The sequence below is a fragment of the Arthrobacter parietis genome (assembly GCF_039530425.1).
Classification (GTDB): Bacteria; Actinomycetota; Actinomycetes; order Actinomycetales; family Micrococcaceae; genus Arthrobacter_D; species Arthrobacter_D parietis.
The window spans coordinates 390096-404539 of sequence record NZ_BAAAON010000003.1 but is presented as its reverse complement, the minus strand read 5'-3'; the positions used below and the strand labels follow the sequence as shown (position 1 = coordinate 404539).

The 14444-nt window shown below is 62.8% G+C and carries 15 protein-coding genes; 7 read left to right on the top strand and 8 right to left on the bottom strand.

Translation table 11 applies throughout. From position 1 onward, the window contains the following. Positions 1-8: 8 nt before the first annotated feature. Complete coding sequence (locus tag ABFX19_RS14015) at positions 9-3257, bottom strand: DEAD/DEAH box helicase (protein WP_346028653.1); 3249 nt, start codon at positions 3255-3257, stop codon at positions 9-11. A gap of 38 nt (positions 3258-3295) precedes the next feature. Between ABFX19_RS14015 and ABFX19_RS14010 the strand changes: the two genes are divergently transcribed. Continuing rightward, on the top strand, positions 3296-3823 hold the full coding sequence (locus ABFX19_RS14010) for a DUF488 domain-containing protein (protein ID WP_277357043.1): 528 nt from the start codon (positions 3296-3298) through the stop codon (positions 3821-3823). Here the strand turns inward: ABFX19_RS14010 and ABFX19_RS14005 are convergent. After that, positions 3820-4308 carry a MarR family winged helix-turn-helix transcriptional regulator gene (locus ABFX19_RS14005; protein WP_346028652.1) on the bottom strand — a complete coding sequence of 163 codons (489 nt, stop codon included), beginning with the start codon at positions 4306-4308 and terminating at the stop codon, positions 3820-3822. The genes ABFX19_RS14010 and ABFX19_RS14005 overlap by 4 nt on opposite strands. Positions 4309-4354: 46 nt before the next feature. Between ABFX19_RS14005 and ABFX19_RS14000 the strand changes: the two genes are divergently transcribed. Beyond that, positions 4355-5281, top strand: coding sequence for an EamA family transporter (locus ABFX19_RS14000; protein ID WP_346028651.1), 927 nt, complete (start codon positions 4355-4357; stop codon positions 5279-5281). Between the two features lie 37 nt (positions 5282-5318). Next, positions 5319-5777, top strand: coding sequence for a DUF3817 domain-containing protein (locus ABFX19_RS13995; protein ID WP_346028650.1), 459 nt, complete (start codon positions 5319-5321; stop codon positions 5775-5777). Between the two features lie 60 nt (positions 5778-5837). Here the strand turns inward: ABFX19_RS13995 and ABFX19_RS13990 are convergent, their stop codons facing one another. Further along, on the bottom strand, positions 5838-7172 hold the full coding sequence (locus ABFX19_RS13990) for a DUF2254 domain-containing protein (RefSeq protein ID WP_346028649.1): 1335 nt from the start codon (positions 7170-7172) through the stop codon (positions 5838-5840). A gap of 100 nt (positions 7173-7272) precedes the next feature. Here ABFX19_RS13990 and ABFX19_RS13985 point away from each other — a divergent pair, with 100 nt between their 5' ends. Continuing rightward, positions 7273-7554 (top strand): hypothetical protein, encoded by a 282-nt coding sequence (locus tag ABFX19_RS13985; protein WP_346028648.1) that lies wholly within the window; start codon positions 7273-7275, stop codon positions 7552-7554. 92 nt (positions 7555-7646) lie between these two features. Here ABFX19_RS13985 and ABFX19_RS13980 read toward each other — a convergent pair whose 3' ends face one another. Together ABFX19_RS13980 and ABFX19_RS13975 are read right to left on the bottom strand one after the other, a co-directional pair. After that, a complete protein-coding gene (locus ABFX19_RS13980) occupies positions 7647-8162 on the bottom strand; it encodes a MarR family winged helix-turn-helix transcriptional regulator (protein WP_277357037.1) in 516 nt (171 codons plus the stop codon). A gap of 64 nt (positions 8163-8226) precedes the next feature. Further along, entirely contained in the window at positions 8227-8736 is a 510-nt protein-coding gene (locus ABFX19_RS13975) for a MarR family winged helix-turn-helix transcriptional regulator (RefSeq protein ID WP_277357036.1), read from the bottom strand. 185 nt (positions 8737-8921) lie between these two features. Here ABFX19_RS13975 and ABFX19_RS13970 point away from each other — a divergent pair, with 185 nt between their 5' ends. Beyond that, positions 8922-9257: a hypothetical protein gene (locus ABFX19_RS13970; RefSeq protein WP_346028647.1), complete on the top strand. Its 336-nt coding sequence runs from the start codon at positions 8922-8924 to the stop codon at positions 9255-9257. 83 nt (positions 9258-9340) lie between these two features. Here ABFX19_RS13970 and ABFX19_RS13965 read toward each other — a convergent pair whose 3' ends face one another. The 3 genes from ABFX19_RS13965 to ABFX19_RS13955 all read right to left on the bottom strand — a co-directional run bounded on the left by ABFX19_RS13965 (position 9341) and on the right by ABFX19_RS13955 (position 12097). Continuing rightward, on the bottom strand, positions 9341-10405 hold the full coding sequence (locus ABFX19_RS13965; RefSeq protein ID WP_346028646.1) for a spore photoproduct lyase family protein: 1065 nt from the start codon (positions 10403-10405) through the stop codon (positions 9341-9343). Between the two features lie 154 nt (positions 10406-10559). Beyond that, entirely contained in the window at positions 10560-11399 is an 840-nt protein-coding gene (locus ABFX19_RS13960) for an SDR family oxidoreductase (protein WP_346028645.1), read from the bottom strand. 158 nt (positions 11400-11557) lie between these two features. Further along, a complete protein-coding gene (locus ABFX19_RS13955; RefSeq protein WP_346028644.1) occupies positions 11558-12097 on the bottom strand; it encodes a hypothetical protein in 540 nt (179 codons plus the stop codon). 135 nt (positions 12098-12232) lie between these two features. On the opposite strand from ABFX19_RS13955, the gene ABFX19_RS13950 reads away from it, so the two are divergent. Next, positions 12233-12967, top strand: a complete 735-nt coding sequence (locus tag ABFX19_RS13950; RefSeq protein WP_346028643.1) for a glutamine amidotransferase — start codon at positions 12233-12235, stop codon at positions 12965-12967. Positions 12968-13100: 133 nt separating this feature from the next. Then, entirely contained in the window at positions 13101-14333 is a 1233-nt protein-coding gene (locus ABFX19_RS13945) for a glycerophosphodiester phosphodiesterase family protein (RefSeq protein WP_346028642.1), read from the top strand. Positions 14334-14444 lie beyond the last annotated feature (111 nt).

The following is a 14444-nucleotide window of genomic DNA, read 5'->3' as shown; positions in this document are numbered from 1 at the left end:
TCCAGCGCTTACCCGGCCAACAGTTCCCTGATGTCATCCGCCGTCAGCGCTGAACTGAAGACGGCGTCATCATCCATGACTGAGCTGAACAGCTTGGCCTTCTGCTCCTTCAGCTTCATGACCTTCTCCTCGATGGTGTCCGTTGAGACCATCCGGTAGACCATGACGTTCTTCGTCTGGCCGATGCGGTGCGTCCGGTCCACCGCCTGCGCTTCGCTGGCCGGGTTCCACCATGGATCCAGCAGGAAGCAGTAGTCAGCTTCGGTCAGGTTCAGCCCGAAGCCGCCTGCCTTGAGGCTGATCAGGAACACCGGTGCGGTGCCGTTCTTGAAGGAGTCGATGACGTCTCCGCGCTTCCGGGTGGAGCCGTCCAGATAGGCGAACTCGACGCCCTGGGCTTCCAGGCGCGCTGCCGCCAGCTTGAGGTAGGACGTGAACTGGCTGAATACTAGGGCACGGTGTCCCTCTGCGAGAACGTCCTCCAACTGCTCGAACAGGACGTCCAGCTTTGCTGACGGCACGCCCTCATACTCCGGCTCAACCAGCGACGCATCGAGGCTGAGCATCCGAAGGAGGGTGAGCGAGCGGAACACGATCATCCGGTTCCGGTCCAGGTCCTCGATCAGGCCGAGCAGCTTCTGCCGTTCCCGCTGGAGGTGCGTCTGGTAGATCTTGCGGTGCCGCGGGTGCAGTTCCACCGCGAGCACCTGCTCCTGTTTGGGCGGGAGGTCTGACGCGACGGCTTCCTTGGTTCGCCGCATCATCAGCGGCCGGATCCGGCGCCGCAGCCGCTGCAGCCGCTCCGTGCTGCCCTGCTTCTCGATGGGGGTCCGGTACTCCTCCGTGAAAGCACGCGAGGACGGGAACAACCCCGGGGCGGTGATGTTGAACATCGCCCACAGCTCCATCAGGTTGTTCTCCATGGGAGTGCCGGTGATGGCCAGCTTGAAGGGTGCGCGAAGTTCCTTGGCGCACCGGTGCACCTTCGCCGCATGATTCTTCACGAACTGCGCCTCATCCAGGATGAGACCTGCCCACTCCTGCTTCCCGTACGCGTCATTGTCCAGCCGGAAGAGTGCATAGGACGTGATAACGACGTCGGCGCCCTCCACCTGCTCGGACACCGGCGTTCCGCTCTTGGCCTGCGTGTCACCGATACCCCGCACAGCAAGACCGGGCGCGAAGCGCTGCGCCTCAGCAATCCAGTTCGGCACCACCGAGGTGGGCGCCACCACGAGGAAGGGCCGTTTCTCGCCCTGATCCTTCGCGTGGACCAGCAACGCCAGCGTCTGGAGGGTCTTGCCGAGACCCATGTCATCTGCCAACACACCGCCCAGGCCGTGCGACCACAGGAACGCGAGCCAGTTGAAGCCGTCCACCTGATAGGGGCGCAAGGTTGCGTGAAGCCCCTCCGGTAGTGGTGTCTGCTCAACCTCGGTCAACTCGAGTAGGCCATTGACGGCTGCACGCCATGACTGTGCCTGTTCCGTTTCCTCAGCAAGGTCCTCGAATTCAGCCCACAGACCCGCCTGATAGCGGCTGATCCGCAGCCCGGTCTCCCACTCGTTGAGCATCCGTGCCTCATCGATGAGTTCGCGAAGCTGGTCGAAGATGGGCTGGTTCAGGGACAGGTAGCTGTTGTCTACCAGCTTGATCCGGTTGCTGCCCTTGGCGAGGGCGGTGAAGATGTGGTCGAATGGGATCTTCCGGCCCTGTACGGTGACCAATACGCCCAGGTCAAACCAGTCGCGGTCCTCGGTATCCACGGTGGTGATGAGAAGCTGCGGTGTGTCGGTGAGCTCCTCAAACTTCGGTTTGCTGCCGAGAATGTCCACGCGCACTGCGTCCAGCCGCTCCAGCCGCGGCAGGGCGGTCTCCGTGAAGTCCACCACCTCCATGCCGGTGAATACGCGGTCCTTCACCATGCGACCGCCGAGGGCGTCCCGAGCCGCTGCGAGCGTGGCGGTTTCGGTTGCGGCGTCTCGGTACCCGCCGTCGTCGTCCTTGCTTTTGAGGGGTTTGCGGGTCTCAGTATCACCGCTCTGGTAGGCCCAGTCCCAGGAGAGCTGCAGCTCATCCTCACCGAAGGCAGCAGTGAGAACCAGCACGGGGGGAAGGATTTCCGGGAAGATGACCGAGCCGTCGCTGCTCACCACATCGATGGACTGGATGAGCCGCGGGTAAAAGCCTGACAGGAACTCCTGCTTCTCGCTCTCCGGGATGCGCACCGGCTTGGTGCGCTCGAGGAGTTCCCGGTTGTGATCGGTCAGCTTGCGCGTGGTGGGCGCCAGAGTGATGGTGCCGTTCTCGGAGGCCGTGTAGACGCCGTGATCGGCAATGACGTGTGCCGAGTCCGGCGGGTGGTTCTCGCCGTCGATATTGATGGCCGGGCAGAGCTGGATGGCGTTGTCCGTGGTGGTGGCATCGAGGAGCAGGACCGCCTCGGAAGCCAGGTGGACCGTGACGCTCTTCTTCGAACCGACGAAGGCGATCCCCAACCGTTGAGCCTCCTGCAGCAGCTGCCACAGGAGCGGGTTGCTGAAGTCATCCAGGTACAGCCAGGAGTCATTGTTCCCGAAGTAGGTGACGCCGGTCCCGCGGTGCAGCGCCGGAAACTGGGCGAACCAGCGGTGCTGATCGGGATCCAGCTTCAGCCCGTACGTCTGGTAGCTGATGTTTCCCCACGCGAGATTGTTCTTCACCCAGTTGCCCTTGGCGTTCCGGATCACTGGGCGGACGCCGAGCTTGAAACCGCGGTAGGCATGGTGCTTCTCCCACTTGGACACCGTGGTGGGGCGCAGTTCAAACTGCAGGCCCAGAACGGTGGGCTGGACGGTGGCGAGGGCGCCGTCGTCGTGCTGGTGGCTTGAAAGGAGGCCGGACAGGGATTCCTGCCACCCGGCGGGGCGGGCGGGCGACGACGGCGCCATCAGCTCCTGATTGGCGCGAAGATTCTCCATGTTGGAACGGAGCGCGACGGCGGCAACATGCTTGCAGTCCAGCCCCACCGGGCAGGAGCAGACGCTGTCCCGAAGGTGGAAGCGGCCATCACCCTTCTGCGCCAGATACAGTTGCGTGCGGTATGGCGCAGGCGAGCTTCCCATGACGCGCGCGTGAACCGTTTTGGAGTCCGGTTCGAAAGTCAGCCCCTGCACCAGGGAATCCTTGGCATACCCCTGCCCACGCTGGAACGCGGCGCCGCCTACCATGCGGATGATGTCAGCGACATCAATCATGGGATACGGGGTTTCGGGCATGAATTTATGCTCTCATGTGGCCCTGACAGACTGGTGTCATGCGGCTACTTACGGTGGGGCACGGAACAGCGGACCGGGATCAGTTCGGCGCACTGCTTCAAGGGGCCCAGGTGCAGACCCTGGCGGATGTGCGTCGCTTTCCGGGCAGCCGCCGGAACCTCGACACCCGGAAGGAAGCGCTCGAGGAGTGGTTGCCGTCCGAAGGAATCGATTACCGGTGGTTCGAGGATCTGGGCGGGCGCCGGCGCAATGCTGCGGGGGAGCCGGAAACTGACACGTGGTGGCGGGTGGCGCAGTTCCGCGCCTATGCCGCCTACACCCGCACGGACGAATTCGCGGCTGCGCTGGCGGAGCTGCGGGCGGTCGCTGCACAGGCCTCCACCGCGATCATGTGCAGCGAGAGTGTCTGGTGGCGTTGCCATCGGCGCATTGTTGCGGACGTGCTGGTGATGCTGCATGGCTTCGAAGTGCATCACCTCATGCCTGATGGCCGGTTGACGCTGCATGAACCGTCCGCAGGCGCCCGTGTTTCTGACAGCGCCGTGTACTGGGATGTGCAGGACTAGTCGACCAGCCCGGCACCGAACTTCCTCAGCAGGTCTGCAAGTGCGTGGCGCTCGCTGGCGGAGAGGCCCGCGAGCAGTTCCTCCTCAGCGGCCAAGTGGGTAGGGAGGGTTGCATCGACCAGGTCCTTCCCCTGTTGCGTCAGCGTTACTTCGGTTCCGCGCCCGTCAACGCTGCTTTTGGCGCGGGTAATCAGTCCGCGGTCTTCCAGCCGGTTCAGGCGCTGTGCGACGGCGCTTGAGGTGATCATGGCGCTCGCAGCGAGGTCTTTCGGGCTAAGTGTGTAGGGGGGTCCGTTCCTCCGCAGGGTGGCGAGCACGTCAAAAGACCCGGCATCCAGCCCGTGCCGCGAGAAGTTTCGCTCAAGCCGGCGTTCCGCCTGTTGCGCCACCCGGGAGAGCCGGCCCAGTACGTGCATGGGGGAGACATCGAGCTCGGGCCGCTCGCGATGCCACTGCTGCACAATCCCGTCCACGTGGTCAGTCATGGATCCACTCTAGACAGTTTGCTAAGCACTTAGCTACTATTGCTAAGTGCTTAGCAAAATGAGTTGGACCCTGTTGATAACCGCCCTTGCGCCGATGGTCTGGGGCAGCACCTATCTGGTGACCGAGGCCTTGCTGCCGCCGGGGCTTCCGCTGACTGCCGCGGTGCTTCGCGCACTCCCTGCCGGTCTCCTGCTTCTCCTGGTGGTGCGGCGGTTGCCACACGGCTCATGGTGGTGGAAGGTGCTGGTGCTTGGCGGCCTCAACATCGGGGTCTTCTTTGCGTTGCTCTTCGTGGCGGCGTACCGGCTGCCCGGGGGAGTGGCGGCGACCGTAGGCGCTGTTCAGCCGCTCATTGTGGCGGGACTGGCAACGTGGGTCCTCAAGGATCGGCTGTCGCTCAAAGTGGTGCTGGCGGGGGTTACCGGTGCTGCCGGCGTCGCGCTTCTGGTTCTGTCATCGCAAGCGCGCCTCGATACGGTGGGTGTGCTCGCCGCACTGGGCGGGGCGGTGTCCATGGCTGCCGGCGTCGTGCTTGCCAAGAAGTGGGGCAAGGCAGAGAAGCCGCTCACCATGACCGCGTGGCAATTAGTGGCCGGCGGGCTCCTGCTGGTCCCGCTGATGCTCATCGTCGAGGGGCAGCCGCCCGCGCTTACGATGACCAACCTGGGCGGGTACCTGTACCTCTCGATCCTTGGAACAGCTGTGGCCTACGTGCTGTGGTTCCGCGGTATTCAGCGGCTGCCGGTTACTGCTCCTTCCTTCCTCGGACTGCTCAGCCCGGTGGTCGCAGCGCTTTTGGGGTGGCTGGTTTTGGGCGAGCAACTGTCCCTTCTGCAGGGAGTTGGCGGGTTGCTGGTTCTGGGTTCCATCCTGGCGGTCAATGTGCGCAGGCGCTCCGGTAGGCAGCCGGCGGTTGCGCTGCCTGCCGCTGACCAGTCGCCTGAAATCTGCATCCCGACGCCGCTGCGCTAGATTTGAATGACCGCACCCGTTTGACCAGGAGACATCCATGAGCCCTCGTACCCTCTTCCGTAGCGTTGCCGTCGCGGAGGCGATCACGTGGGCACTGCTTCTGGCGGGCATGTATCTGAAGTACGTTACTGAAACCACTGAGATCCTGGTTTCGGTGGGCGGGGCACTGCACGGTTTCATCTTCCTCACGTACCTGGTGAGCACAACCTTTGTCTGGGTCAACCAGCGGTGGAGCACGGGCACCGGGGCGCTGGGCCTTTTGGCCGGCGTCATCCCGTTTGCCACGGTTCTTTTTGACTGGCAGCTTGAGCGCGGGGGAAAGCTCGACGGCGGATGGCGCCTTGCGGCCGGAAAGGACCAGCCGTCCGGTGCAGTTGAGAACCTTCAGGCGTGGGTGCTGCGCAATCCGCTCACGGCCGCACTGGTGGGAATCATCGGTATCAGCGTGGTCTTTGCGGCCCTGCTGATCGCCGGTCCGCCCGTACCTGTGGGGTGACTAGGTCCTTTTTGGGGTGACCGGCCGTGCATCCTTCGGGGCTGACCGAGTCTTACCTCGTCACGCGCCGGTAGCGCATCTTTGGAGGAGTTCCTGCTGATCCACCGGGTCGAGCCCGCTGCCGGACAGGGCACGCGCGATCCGCTGTCGCTGTTGGCCGAAAATCTCACTATGCCGGCCTGAGGCGTTGAGTTCTGTCTCATCGATCAGGTCAACCAGGCGGCGCGCTACGCGTGGGTCGTCCATGCCGTAGGTGCAGATCTGCGACACGACCAGTTCAAGCAGCATGGACAAAGTTCGCCTGCGGATGGTGACCCTCACGTGGCCCTCGCTGTCAGTCATCATCCGGTGTCCCGAGTCTTCCCTGGCCAGCGAGGACAGGCCTGCCGAGAGATGCCCCAAAGCGTGCACGCACGTCGTAGGGTCATTGACGCTGGGGGAGATGGCCCGGACCGCGACGTCGAGGATCTGCTGCACCGGAAAGCCGATGTCCTGAACCGAGTTGCGTTCAAATCCGATGGTGGCGCAGTTCTCGACCGCCTGCCTGAGCTGTTGCGCTTGGTCTTCGGTCCAGTCGCCGCCCTCCCGTTGTGTTGCGTATCCGTAGGGCACGCCCTCGACAAGGAAGTCTCCCGGCGGACGCTGGAGGACGATGACCACGTCGAACTGCCTGGCCGCCTTGAGCAGCGCCTCCTCATTGACCTGCACGAGGAAGCCCGATGACCCGGCGGGTAGATCCAGCGCTCCAGCAGGGGCCTCCAGCTCAATGTGCGGTGTCGCAGATCCGCCCGTGACGCTGCCCATCGTCGCCGATAGATCATCGTGGACGTCCGCCAGCATTCGTTCCACCCGCAGTTGGCGCGAGAGGTGACCAAGGAACAGAACCAGTCCAATGACGGTGGTCAGCGATAGCAGGAAAGACAGCGTGACGGCAATCTCCGGAACGAAGCCGGTGGATTCCTCGTCGTTATCCCGGATTGTCCGCAGCACAGTCAGGGAATAAGCGAAGGTCGCCAGGAAAAGCGCGAGAGTGTTGTGGACAAACCTGTCGCTGGTGAAGGTGCGCAGCAGGCGCGGCGAATACTGGCTGCTGGCAAGTTGCAGTGTGACGACCGTCAGCGAGAAGGTCAGGGATGTCACGGTGATGGTTGATGCCGCTATCGCTTCCATGAGCGATCGCGCGGCCGCCGCGCCGCCGCCGAAGAGAAGCGCTGACAGTGCGGGCGGCATGTCGTCGTCGAGCTGGTGGTCAAGCCAGGTGACATACTGAGCGAGCACCACTGAGGCGATGACCGCGGTGAGCGGGACCGGCCACAGCTGGGTTCGGATGTAGTCGCGAACCATGCGCGGGGTCAGGTTCGATGCACTGCGCCAGACTGACCTGCTGCGTTCCATTCGAGAACAGTAGCAATGCCGCACGGGTCGCTGATATCCGAGCGAGAACTTGCGTGAGAAAAGAAAGCCTGCTTATTATTCTCTGGTGCTTCAATCTTCAATGAGTTCCCTATCCTCCGCGCGAGATCATGATCGGCCCGGCATTGCCGAGGAACTGAGGGAATCGGCCCGCCGGATCCGGGATCTGGAACGGGTGCGGGTCCAGCTCGCGAGGACGCTATTGGACGTTCAGCGGGCGGGCGAAACCTCCCGGGATCCTGACCATGTGCAGCGGTTGATTTCTGCCGCGGTGCGCGATCTTGAGGAGCTGGACGCCCGGTTGTTCGAGGCGCGGACCCTGCACTCTACGACCGAGAGCTGCGAAACACTCCTCGCGAGCTGACGCCTGGCCTCGTAGTTGCCGCCTACCCTCGTGAGCGTGCGCTCGGCCTGCGGAGCAGTCGTTCAGCCTGCGCCTGGCCTGCGGGCAACCGCCTAGCCTGCGGTCAGATCATGTCCGGCGAGCTCCTCGGCGAACTTGTCCTGCGGCAGGTCACGGGAGTCCGCGTGTTCGTTCTGGCCCTGCCCTACGAGGCGGGGGAAACCCCCCAGATCCCGGATGTGGGCAATCAGTTCCGCCCGCAGGACGGCGTCTGAGCCCATCGACGACTGAGCTTCCTCGTCCTCCATTGCCTGGGCCCGCTGTAGCACGGCCTTGCCCTCTGCGCTGAGGCTGACGATGAAGACACGGCGATCGTCGTCGCTTCTGGTGCGTTGGATCAGGCCCCGTGTTTCAAGCCTTTCGAGAAGTTTGCCGGTGGTCTGTGCCTGAACGCGAAGTTCCCGCGCCAGTTCCACCTGCGTGATGGCGCTGGTTCTGCCGAGAACGCGCAGTGTCAGGAGTCCCGCGTGGGTGGTTCCCAGTTGACGGAGTCGCTCATTTTCCTGATTGGCGCTGAGCCGGGCAGCCGTGTTGAGAAGTCGGTTTGTTGGCCACTGCGCGATATCCATGATGTGTTGTCTCTTCCGGTCGCCGTGCAACGAATCCTTGTGGTTGGTTGTGCTTCTGTTGGTGTCAGGGGTGATGGGGCGGGTCCTCTTGTTCCACAGCCCAGGTCATGCGTTCAAGAAACCGCGTGACATGCAGTGCCTCCTCGGTGGTCAGTGATTCAGCAACTTCAAGCATCCGCTTGTGCATCCCGCCAAGGGTTTCACGTACTTCTGTGTCAGCACTGCCGGTCGGGATGATCTCGACGGAACGCCGGTCGGTAGGATGTGGCCGTCGGATCAGGTGTCCGCTCGCAACGAGACGGTCAACGAGTCCGGTGGTGGACGCCGTCGAAATCTTCAGCATGCGTGAGAGGTCCTTGGGACTGATGCAATGCCCGGCCTTGTGGGCTCGCATGGCATACCTGATAGCCAGAAGGTCTGTTTCATTCATCTTCATGGAATCACGGGTTCGACGGCGCATCTCGGCTTCTGCGGCACGGTACGCGCGGAGCGCGTTGAGCACGTCAACGCTGCCAGGGGTGTCCTGGTCGGCGTACCAATAGCCTGCGCCGTCGGGGTTCATTGCGGTCTCCATGTCAATCATTTTATCGCTCAGCTATATGCTAGGCCACCTAGCGAATCTCAAGGTCGGGAAAGGTTTCGAGACCGCCTCAAGAGCGACTCAGCTTTTGGTCTGTTTCTGGTGATGGACAGTCAAGCTAAGGTCATATATAACTAGTCAGGCTAGTTACTATTCCACCTATTGATAGAGAGCCGCCGATGATCACCATCGCTCACGAGTCCCCCGGGGAGTTTGTCTCGGGTTCTGCTGGTAACGCCTTGGATTTGGGCGACCAGCTGTGGATGTCCGAAATCGACGTGGCGTTCGACGACAGCGCCTCAGGTACAGAACGGGTCATTGCCGCCGCCGGGGCGGTCGAGTCGTTCGAGTGGAAGCTGGATCGTGCTCGAGCCGGTCTTGCCGAGGCGATCGAGCGGGCCGCGTCCGAAGGATGTCCGGTAGACGCAATTGCGGTGGCTGCGGGAATGACGCACGAAGACATCACCTCCCTGCTCTGGGCGCCCTGTATGGAACTTCCTGAGAGCGAAGCCTGAAGTCGGAGCGGCGCTGGCCCACGGGTGGTGCCTCTGTCCGTTCAGGAATGCTCACCCCCAGGAATGCTTCCCTCCAGGAATCATCAGAACGCGTAGCGAACCCGGCAGTACGGTGCTATCTCCTCGATGAGCTCGGTCAGCTGCCGCACGTAGCGCCCCTTGGCGCCGGATCGGTAACGGACGTTGGTAAAGCCGTTGGAAGAGACCTTCGACTCCTGCAGGTCTGGCCGCCACAGCACGTTCTCGGCCTGCGGGTGCCATCCGAGGTTGACCTCGTGCAGGCGCTCGTTGTGGGTGAGGAAGATGACTTCGGCTGCGAGCTGAGCCTTTGCTGCAGGGGTGAGCGTCGCATCGAGCTGGCGGAGGAGGTCCCCCCAGTCGCGGAGCCAGGTATCCGTGATGATCACGGGGGAGAAGTTCACGTGGACTTCGTACCCGGCGTCAACGAAATCGTTGATCGCGGCCATCCGCTCTGGCACGGGTGAGGTGCGAACGTCGATCGACTTGGCGAGGTCCGCGGGCATGAGGGAAAAGCGGATCCGGGTGCGGCCGCCGTGGTCCCAGCTCAGCATTGCCGGATTGACGTACTTGGTGGCGAACGAGAGCTTGGCGGTGGGCAGGTCACGGAAGAGCTCGACCAGGTCCTTGACGTTGTCGCTGATCAGGGCATCTACGGAGCAATCGCTGTTTTCCCCGATGTCATAGACCCACAGCTCGGGATCACACTGGTTAGGTTCGAGCTTCATCCCCTGACGCGTGGCGTGCCGTTCAAGCGCGCCGGCGATCTGGTCGATGTTGGCGAACACCGTCACCGGGTTGCTGTACCCCTTGTGGCGGGGAACGTAGCAGTAGGCGCACGCCATGGCGCAACCGTTGGCGGATGAGGGGGCGATGAAGTCTGCTGACCTGCCGTTCGGCTTGACGGTGAGTGCCTTCTTGACGCCGAGGACCAGCGCCTCGGTCTTGATCCGTGACCAGCGCGGGACGTTTGTTTCATCACCGTGGACTTCCGGGATGTTCCAGTGGTTGTCCACCAGCACGACGTCGGCTTCCGGCCACCGCTCCACAATCTCCTTGCCGCGGGGCAACTCCAGGGCGGCAGGCTGCGCATAGATGCGCTTGATCTGCAGCAGCCGGTTGAATTCCATGCGTCCATCCTTCCGTCTCGCGCGGGACGCCGCAGGCGGTTAAGCCCACGGCGTCCATCCTCCTCGCGTTGAGTTGTCAGGACATACCCCTTTCGGAGAGTCATTGAGGGTGTGTCCTGCTCACTTGAAGTGGTGATCCACCGTAAGGGCCGCGCTACAGGATGGGCCGGCCGCCGGTGACGGCGATCCGGGCGCCTGACATGTAGCTACCGTCGTCGGACGCGAGGAGAACATAGGCAGGAGCGAGTTCGGCGGGCTGGCCGGCGCGTCCCAGAGGAGTATCGTCGCCGAACTGCTTGACCTTTTCTTCGGGCATGGTCGAGGGAATGAGCGGCGTCCAGATGGGGCCGGGCGCGACACTGTTGACGCGGATTCCCTTTTCGCCGAGCATTTGCGCGAGGCTCGCTGAGAAGTTGGCGATGGCTGCTTTGGTTGCGGCGTAGGGCGCCAACGCGGGGCTCGGCATGTCCGAGTTCACCGATGAGCTGCCGATGATCGAAGAACCCGGAGCCATGTGCGGCAGGGCGGCCTTGACGAGGTGGAACATCGCTGACACGTTCACCTTGAAGGTGTATTCCCACTCCTCTTCAGTGATCTCGTCGAGGGTCTGGTGGCTCATCTGGTAGGCGGCGTTGCTGACGAGGATGTCCACCTTGCCAAACTCCTGCACTGCCCGGTCGATGATGTCGCGGCAATGCTGTGAATCCGACAGTTCGCCCGGAACGAGGACTGCTTTCCGGCCCGCTTCCTCGATGTAACGTGCTGTTTCCCTGGCGTCCTCGTCCTCGTTCAGGTAGGAGATCAGGATGTCCGCGCCTTCACGTGCAAAAGCGATGGCCACCGCGCGGCCGATCCCGCTGTCACCGCCGGTGATGACCGCTGCCTTGCCGGTCAGTTTGCCGCTGCCGCGATAGCTTTCCTCACCGCAGTCAGGGATGGGTTCCATCGCCGACTGAACGCCCGGTACATCCTGCTGCTGTGCTGGCTGGCCCATGATTTTTCCTCCACTGTTCGTTGTCTATCGATGGGAACTTTTGCGCAGCTCCGGTGGCTTTCCAGCGCCGGAACCCGCCGTAGCTGCACAAAATTTCCTCGGGGTTAACCGAAGAGGCCCGCCGTTTGGGGGAAACGACGGGCCGGGCTTCTGGGTACTCAGCGGTTGAAGATGCCGTCAAGTAGGTTCTTGGGACGCTGCTGCTCACCCTGGTTGGCGCCAAGCACAATCACTGCGCCGCTGAGGGCGGGCAGGATCCACTGGAGTGTTTTCAGCTGCGACTGGGCTTTCTTCAGCTCCTCCGGTGCTCCGGGCTTGGGCTCAGTTGCGCCGGCAGCTCCGTGCTGGCTCAGTTCGCCCACCTTCTTGCCGAGCATGCCCGAGTAGAGGGATGCTGCCATGCCGACCACCGTGATTGCTGACTTCACCACGGTATTGGCAACAGCGCCGGATTGACCGGCAAGCCGTCCCTTGTTCGCTGCGATGAGGCCGATGCCGCCAACTGCGTGTGCGCCGAACGCTGCGATCTGCACCGGGGTCCAGCGTGCCCAGCCAACGGTGGAAAGACGGGTGCGTTCTGTCGGGTCCTTGGCTTCGGCCGCTGCGCCGTTCAGGCCGACGGCGCCCATGAGCGATCCGCCGAACCAAGCCGCAGCACTGAGATCGTGTAGGGACCGTACAAGCGTGTTTCCTGCCATGATGCTCTCCTTAGACTTGGGTGTGCCGTAATCCGATGGGGATGTTTGGAAAACGGCTCCCTTAATGTTTATCAGCATGCTTAGCATTTTGCGAGTGATCGGGTGGAAAATTTCGCCCGGCAGTAGGATCGACGGGTGCTACCGTTCCTGCTGTTGGCCACCCGTGCCGAGGATGCTGCTGCCGAAGGCGAATACCGGAGCTTTCTCCGTTTCACTGGACTGGCGCCGTCGAACCTTCACCGCATCCGGGTGGAGCAGGAGCCGCTGCCTGCCCTCCGCCTCGAGGACTATTCGGGAATCTTCCTGGGTGGAAGTCCCTTCAACTCGTCTGATGCGGAGGACACCAAGTCTCCGACGCAGCACCGGGTGGAACGGGAGCTTGGTGAGCTGCTCGATCGCGTGGTCGAAAACGATTTTCCGTTCCTTGGTGCCTGCTACGGCGTGGGAACGCTCGGGCGGCACCAGGGCGCCGTCATTGACCGCACCTTTGCTGAGCCCATTGGTCCCACCGAAATCACAGTGAACGACGACGGCGCAGCGGACCCGCTGTTGGCCGGGCTTCCGCTTCGCTTCGATGCATTTGTTGGGCACAAGGAGGCGTGCGCAACGCTTCCGGCGGGCGCGGTGCTGCTGGCGTCGTCGTCGTCCTGTCCGGTTCAGATGTTCCGGGTCCAGCAGAACCTCTACGCCACGCAATTTCATCCCGAGCTCGACGTGGATGCACTCGTTGAACGCATTCGGATCTACCGTCATGCGGGCTACTTTCCGCCCGATCAGGCAGAGACCGTGATCGAGCGTGCGAAGGCTGCGTCTGTCACATGGCCGCCGAAGATCCTCAACAACTTCGTGCGCCGTTACGCACGCGGCTGACCCACTGCCAACTCAACGCGGATGGAATGTTTGCTTTCACCCGCCGTTCATTCCGCGTTGACCGGGTGGACTTCGGCGGCCTGTTGCATCGGATGAGGAACCACCCACACCCATCCGAAAGGGACCGAACCTCATGGCCTATCGCCTCACCAGAATTATTGCGACCACTGCAGCCGGGTTGATGCTCGTGACCGCGACTGCCGCCGTCGCACATGCAGCGCCCGCCCAGAAGGAACACGCTCTGCCCGCACAGAAGGCAAGCGACGCTCCCATTCTCATCGGGCACCGCGGAGCCGCCGGCACGGCACCGGAGAATACTGTCGCGGCGTTCAAGGACGGCCGTGCTTCGGGTGCTGACTTCTTTGAGATCGACGTTCAGCTGAGTGCCGACGGCGTGCCATTCCTCTTTCACGACAACACTCCTGCGCGCACCACGAACGTGGAAGAAGTGTTCCCGGGCCGCGAGAACGACCCCATCACGTCCTTCACCTGGGCGGAACTTCAGCAGCTCGATGCCGGGGCATACTTCGACGAAAAATACGAGGGTGAGCGCATCCCGCACCTTGACGACGCCGCCAGGGTCGCGACCGTGAAGACGGGCGTGTACATCGAGATCAAGGCTCCCGTGAATTCGCCCGGTGTTGAGCAGGTTGTTGCCGACGAACTGCGCAACGATCCCAAGTGGACTCAGCTGGTAGCCGCGGACAAGATCCAGGTTCTCGGTTTCGATGAGGCTTCAAACCGCCGCTTCGCAGCGATTGCGCCGGAGATCGAGTTGCAGCAGCTCACCAGCGTGGTCCCTGCGCGTGCTGTCGTCGACTCCTGGGCAACGTTTGCCGATTCGGTGGGCACCAACTACCGCACGCTGACGCCACAGAACGTTGCCGACGTCAAGGGTGCCGGTCTGATCCTCGGTGTGTACACCGTGAACTCGCCTGAGGCTGTGCAGTATTCGCTCGACCTTGGCGTCGATGCGGTGACTACTGACTTCCCGATCCAGAACCAGCGCTTCCTTCAGGGTCAGCCTGTGTTCCCGGGAGCCGGCGTTGAAATCGCGGATGCTGCCAACAACGTGCCCGGTGATGATGTCCAGCCCGAGAACGGTGAGTATGTCCTGCTCCGCAACACGTCGGCAGCGAGCGTTGATGTAAGTGGCGCGATCATCCGCGATGCCGCGAACAACATCCTCACCGTCGGTCAAGGTTACGTCCTGGCTCCGGGTGCCGAGCTGCGTGTCTACGCGGGTCCGGGTACCAACTCAGCTGAGGCCTACTACAACGGCGGCGGAGCTTCCGTGCTGAACAACGGCGGTGACTCGGTTGCCCTGTGGATCGGCCCGCGCCTGCAGGACGTTTTCGCGAACTAGTTTTCTGCTGCGTGTGCCCACCGGGTTGATGTACCCGGTGGGCACACGCGGTTCCGGCCCATCCAGTTGCTCAGCTGGGTGGGCCGGTCCCGTGCCGGGTGGCGGGGTATC

What these genes read in the sequence shown, in the direction of transcription:
- ABFX19_RS13965 (WP_346028646.1), bottom strand. Translation starts at nt 10,405, where the DNA reads ATGGAATTCAACCGGCTGCTGCAGATCAAGCGCATCTATGCGCAGCCT.
- ABFX19_RS13995 (WP_346028650.1), top strand. Translation starts at nt 5,319, where the DNA reads ATGAGCCCTCGTACCCTCTTCCGTAGCGTTGCCGTCGCGGAGGCGATC.
- ABFX19_RS13985 (WP_346028648.1), top strand. Translation starts at nt 7,273, where the DNA reads ATGAGTTCCCTATCCTCCGCGCGAGATCATGATCGGCCCGGCATTGCC.
- ABFX19_RS13970 (WP_346028647.1), top strand. Translation starts at nt 8,922, where the DNA reads ATGATCACCATCGCTCACGAGTCCCCCGGGGAGTTTGTCTCGGGTTCT.
- ABFX19_RS14015 (WP_346028653.1), bottom strand. Translation starts at nt 3,257, where the DNA reads ATGCCCGAAACCCCGTATCCCATGATTGATGTCGCTGACATCATCCGC.
- ABFX19_RS13945 (WP_346028642.1), top strand. Translation starts at nt 13,101, where the DNA reads ATGGCCTATCGCCTCACCAGAATTATTGCGACCACTGCAGCCGGGTTG.
- ABFX19_RS14010 (WP_277357043.1), top strand. Translation starts at nt 3,296, where the DNA reads ATGCGGCTACTTACGGTGGGGCACGGAACAGCGGACCGGGATCAGTTC.
- ABFX19_RS14005 (WP_346028652.1), bottom strand. Translation starts at nt 4,308, where the DNA reads ATGACTGACCACGTGGACGGGATTGTGCAGCAGTGGCATCGCGAGCGG.
- ABFX19_RS13975 (WP_277357036.1), bottom strand. Translation starts at nt 8,736, where the DNA reads ATGGAGACCGCAATGAACCCCGACGGCGCAGGCTATTGGTACGCCGAC.
- ABFX19_RS13955 (WP_346028644.1), bottom strand. Translation starts at nt 12,097, where the DNA reads ATGGCAGGAAACACGCTTGTACGGTCCCTACACGATCTCAGTGCTGCG.
- ABFX19_RS13960 (WP_346028645.1), bottom strand. Translation starts at nt 11,399, where the DNA reads ATGGGCCAGCCAGCACAGCAGCAGGATGTACCGGGCGTTCAGTCGGCG.
- ABFX19_RS13990 (WP_346028649.1), bottom strand. Translation starts at nt 7,172, where the DNA reads ATGGAACGCAGCAGGTCAGTCTGGCGCAGTGCATCGAACCTGACCCCG.
- ABFX19_RS13980 (WP_277357037.1), bottom strand. Translation starts at nt 8,162, where the DNA reads ATGGATATCGCGCAGTGGCCAACAAACCGACTTCTCAACACGGCTGCC.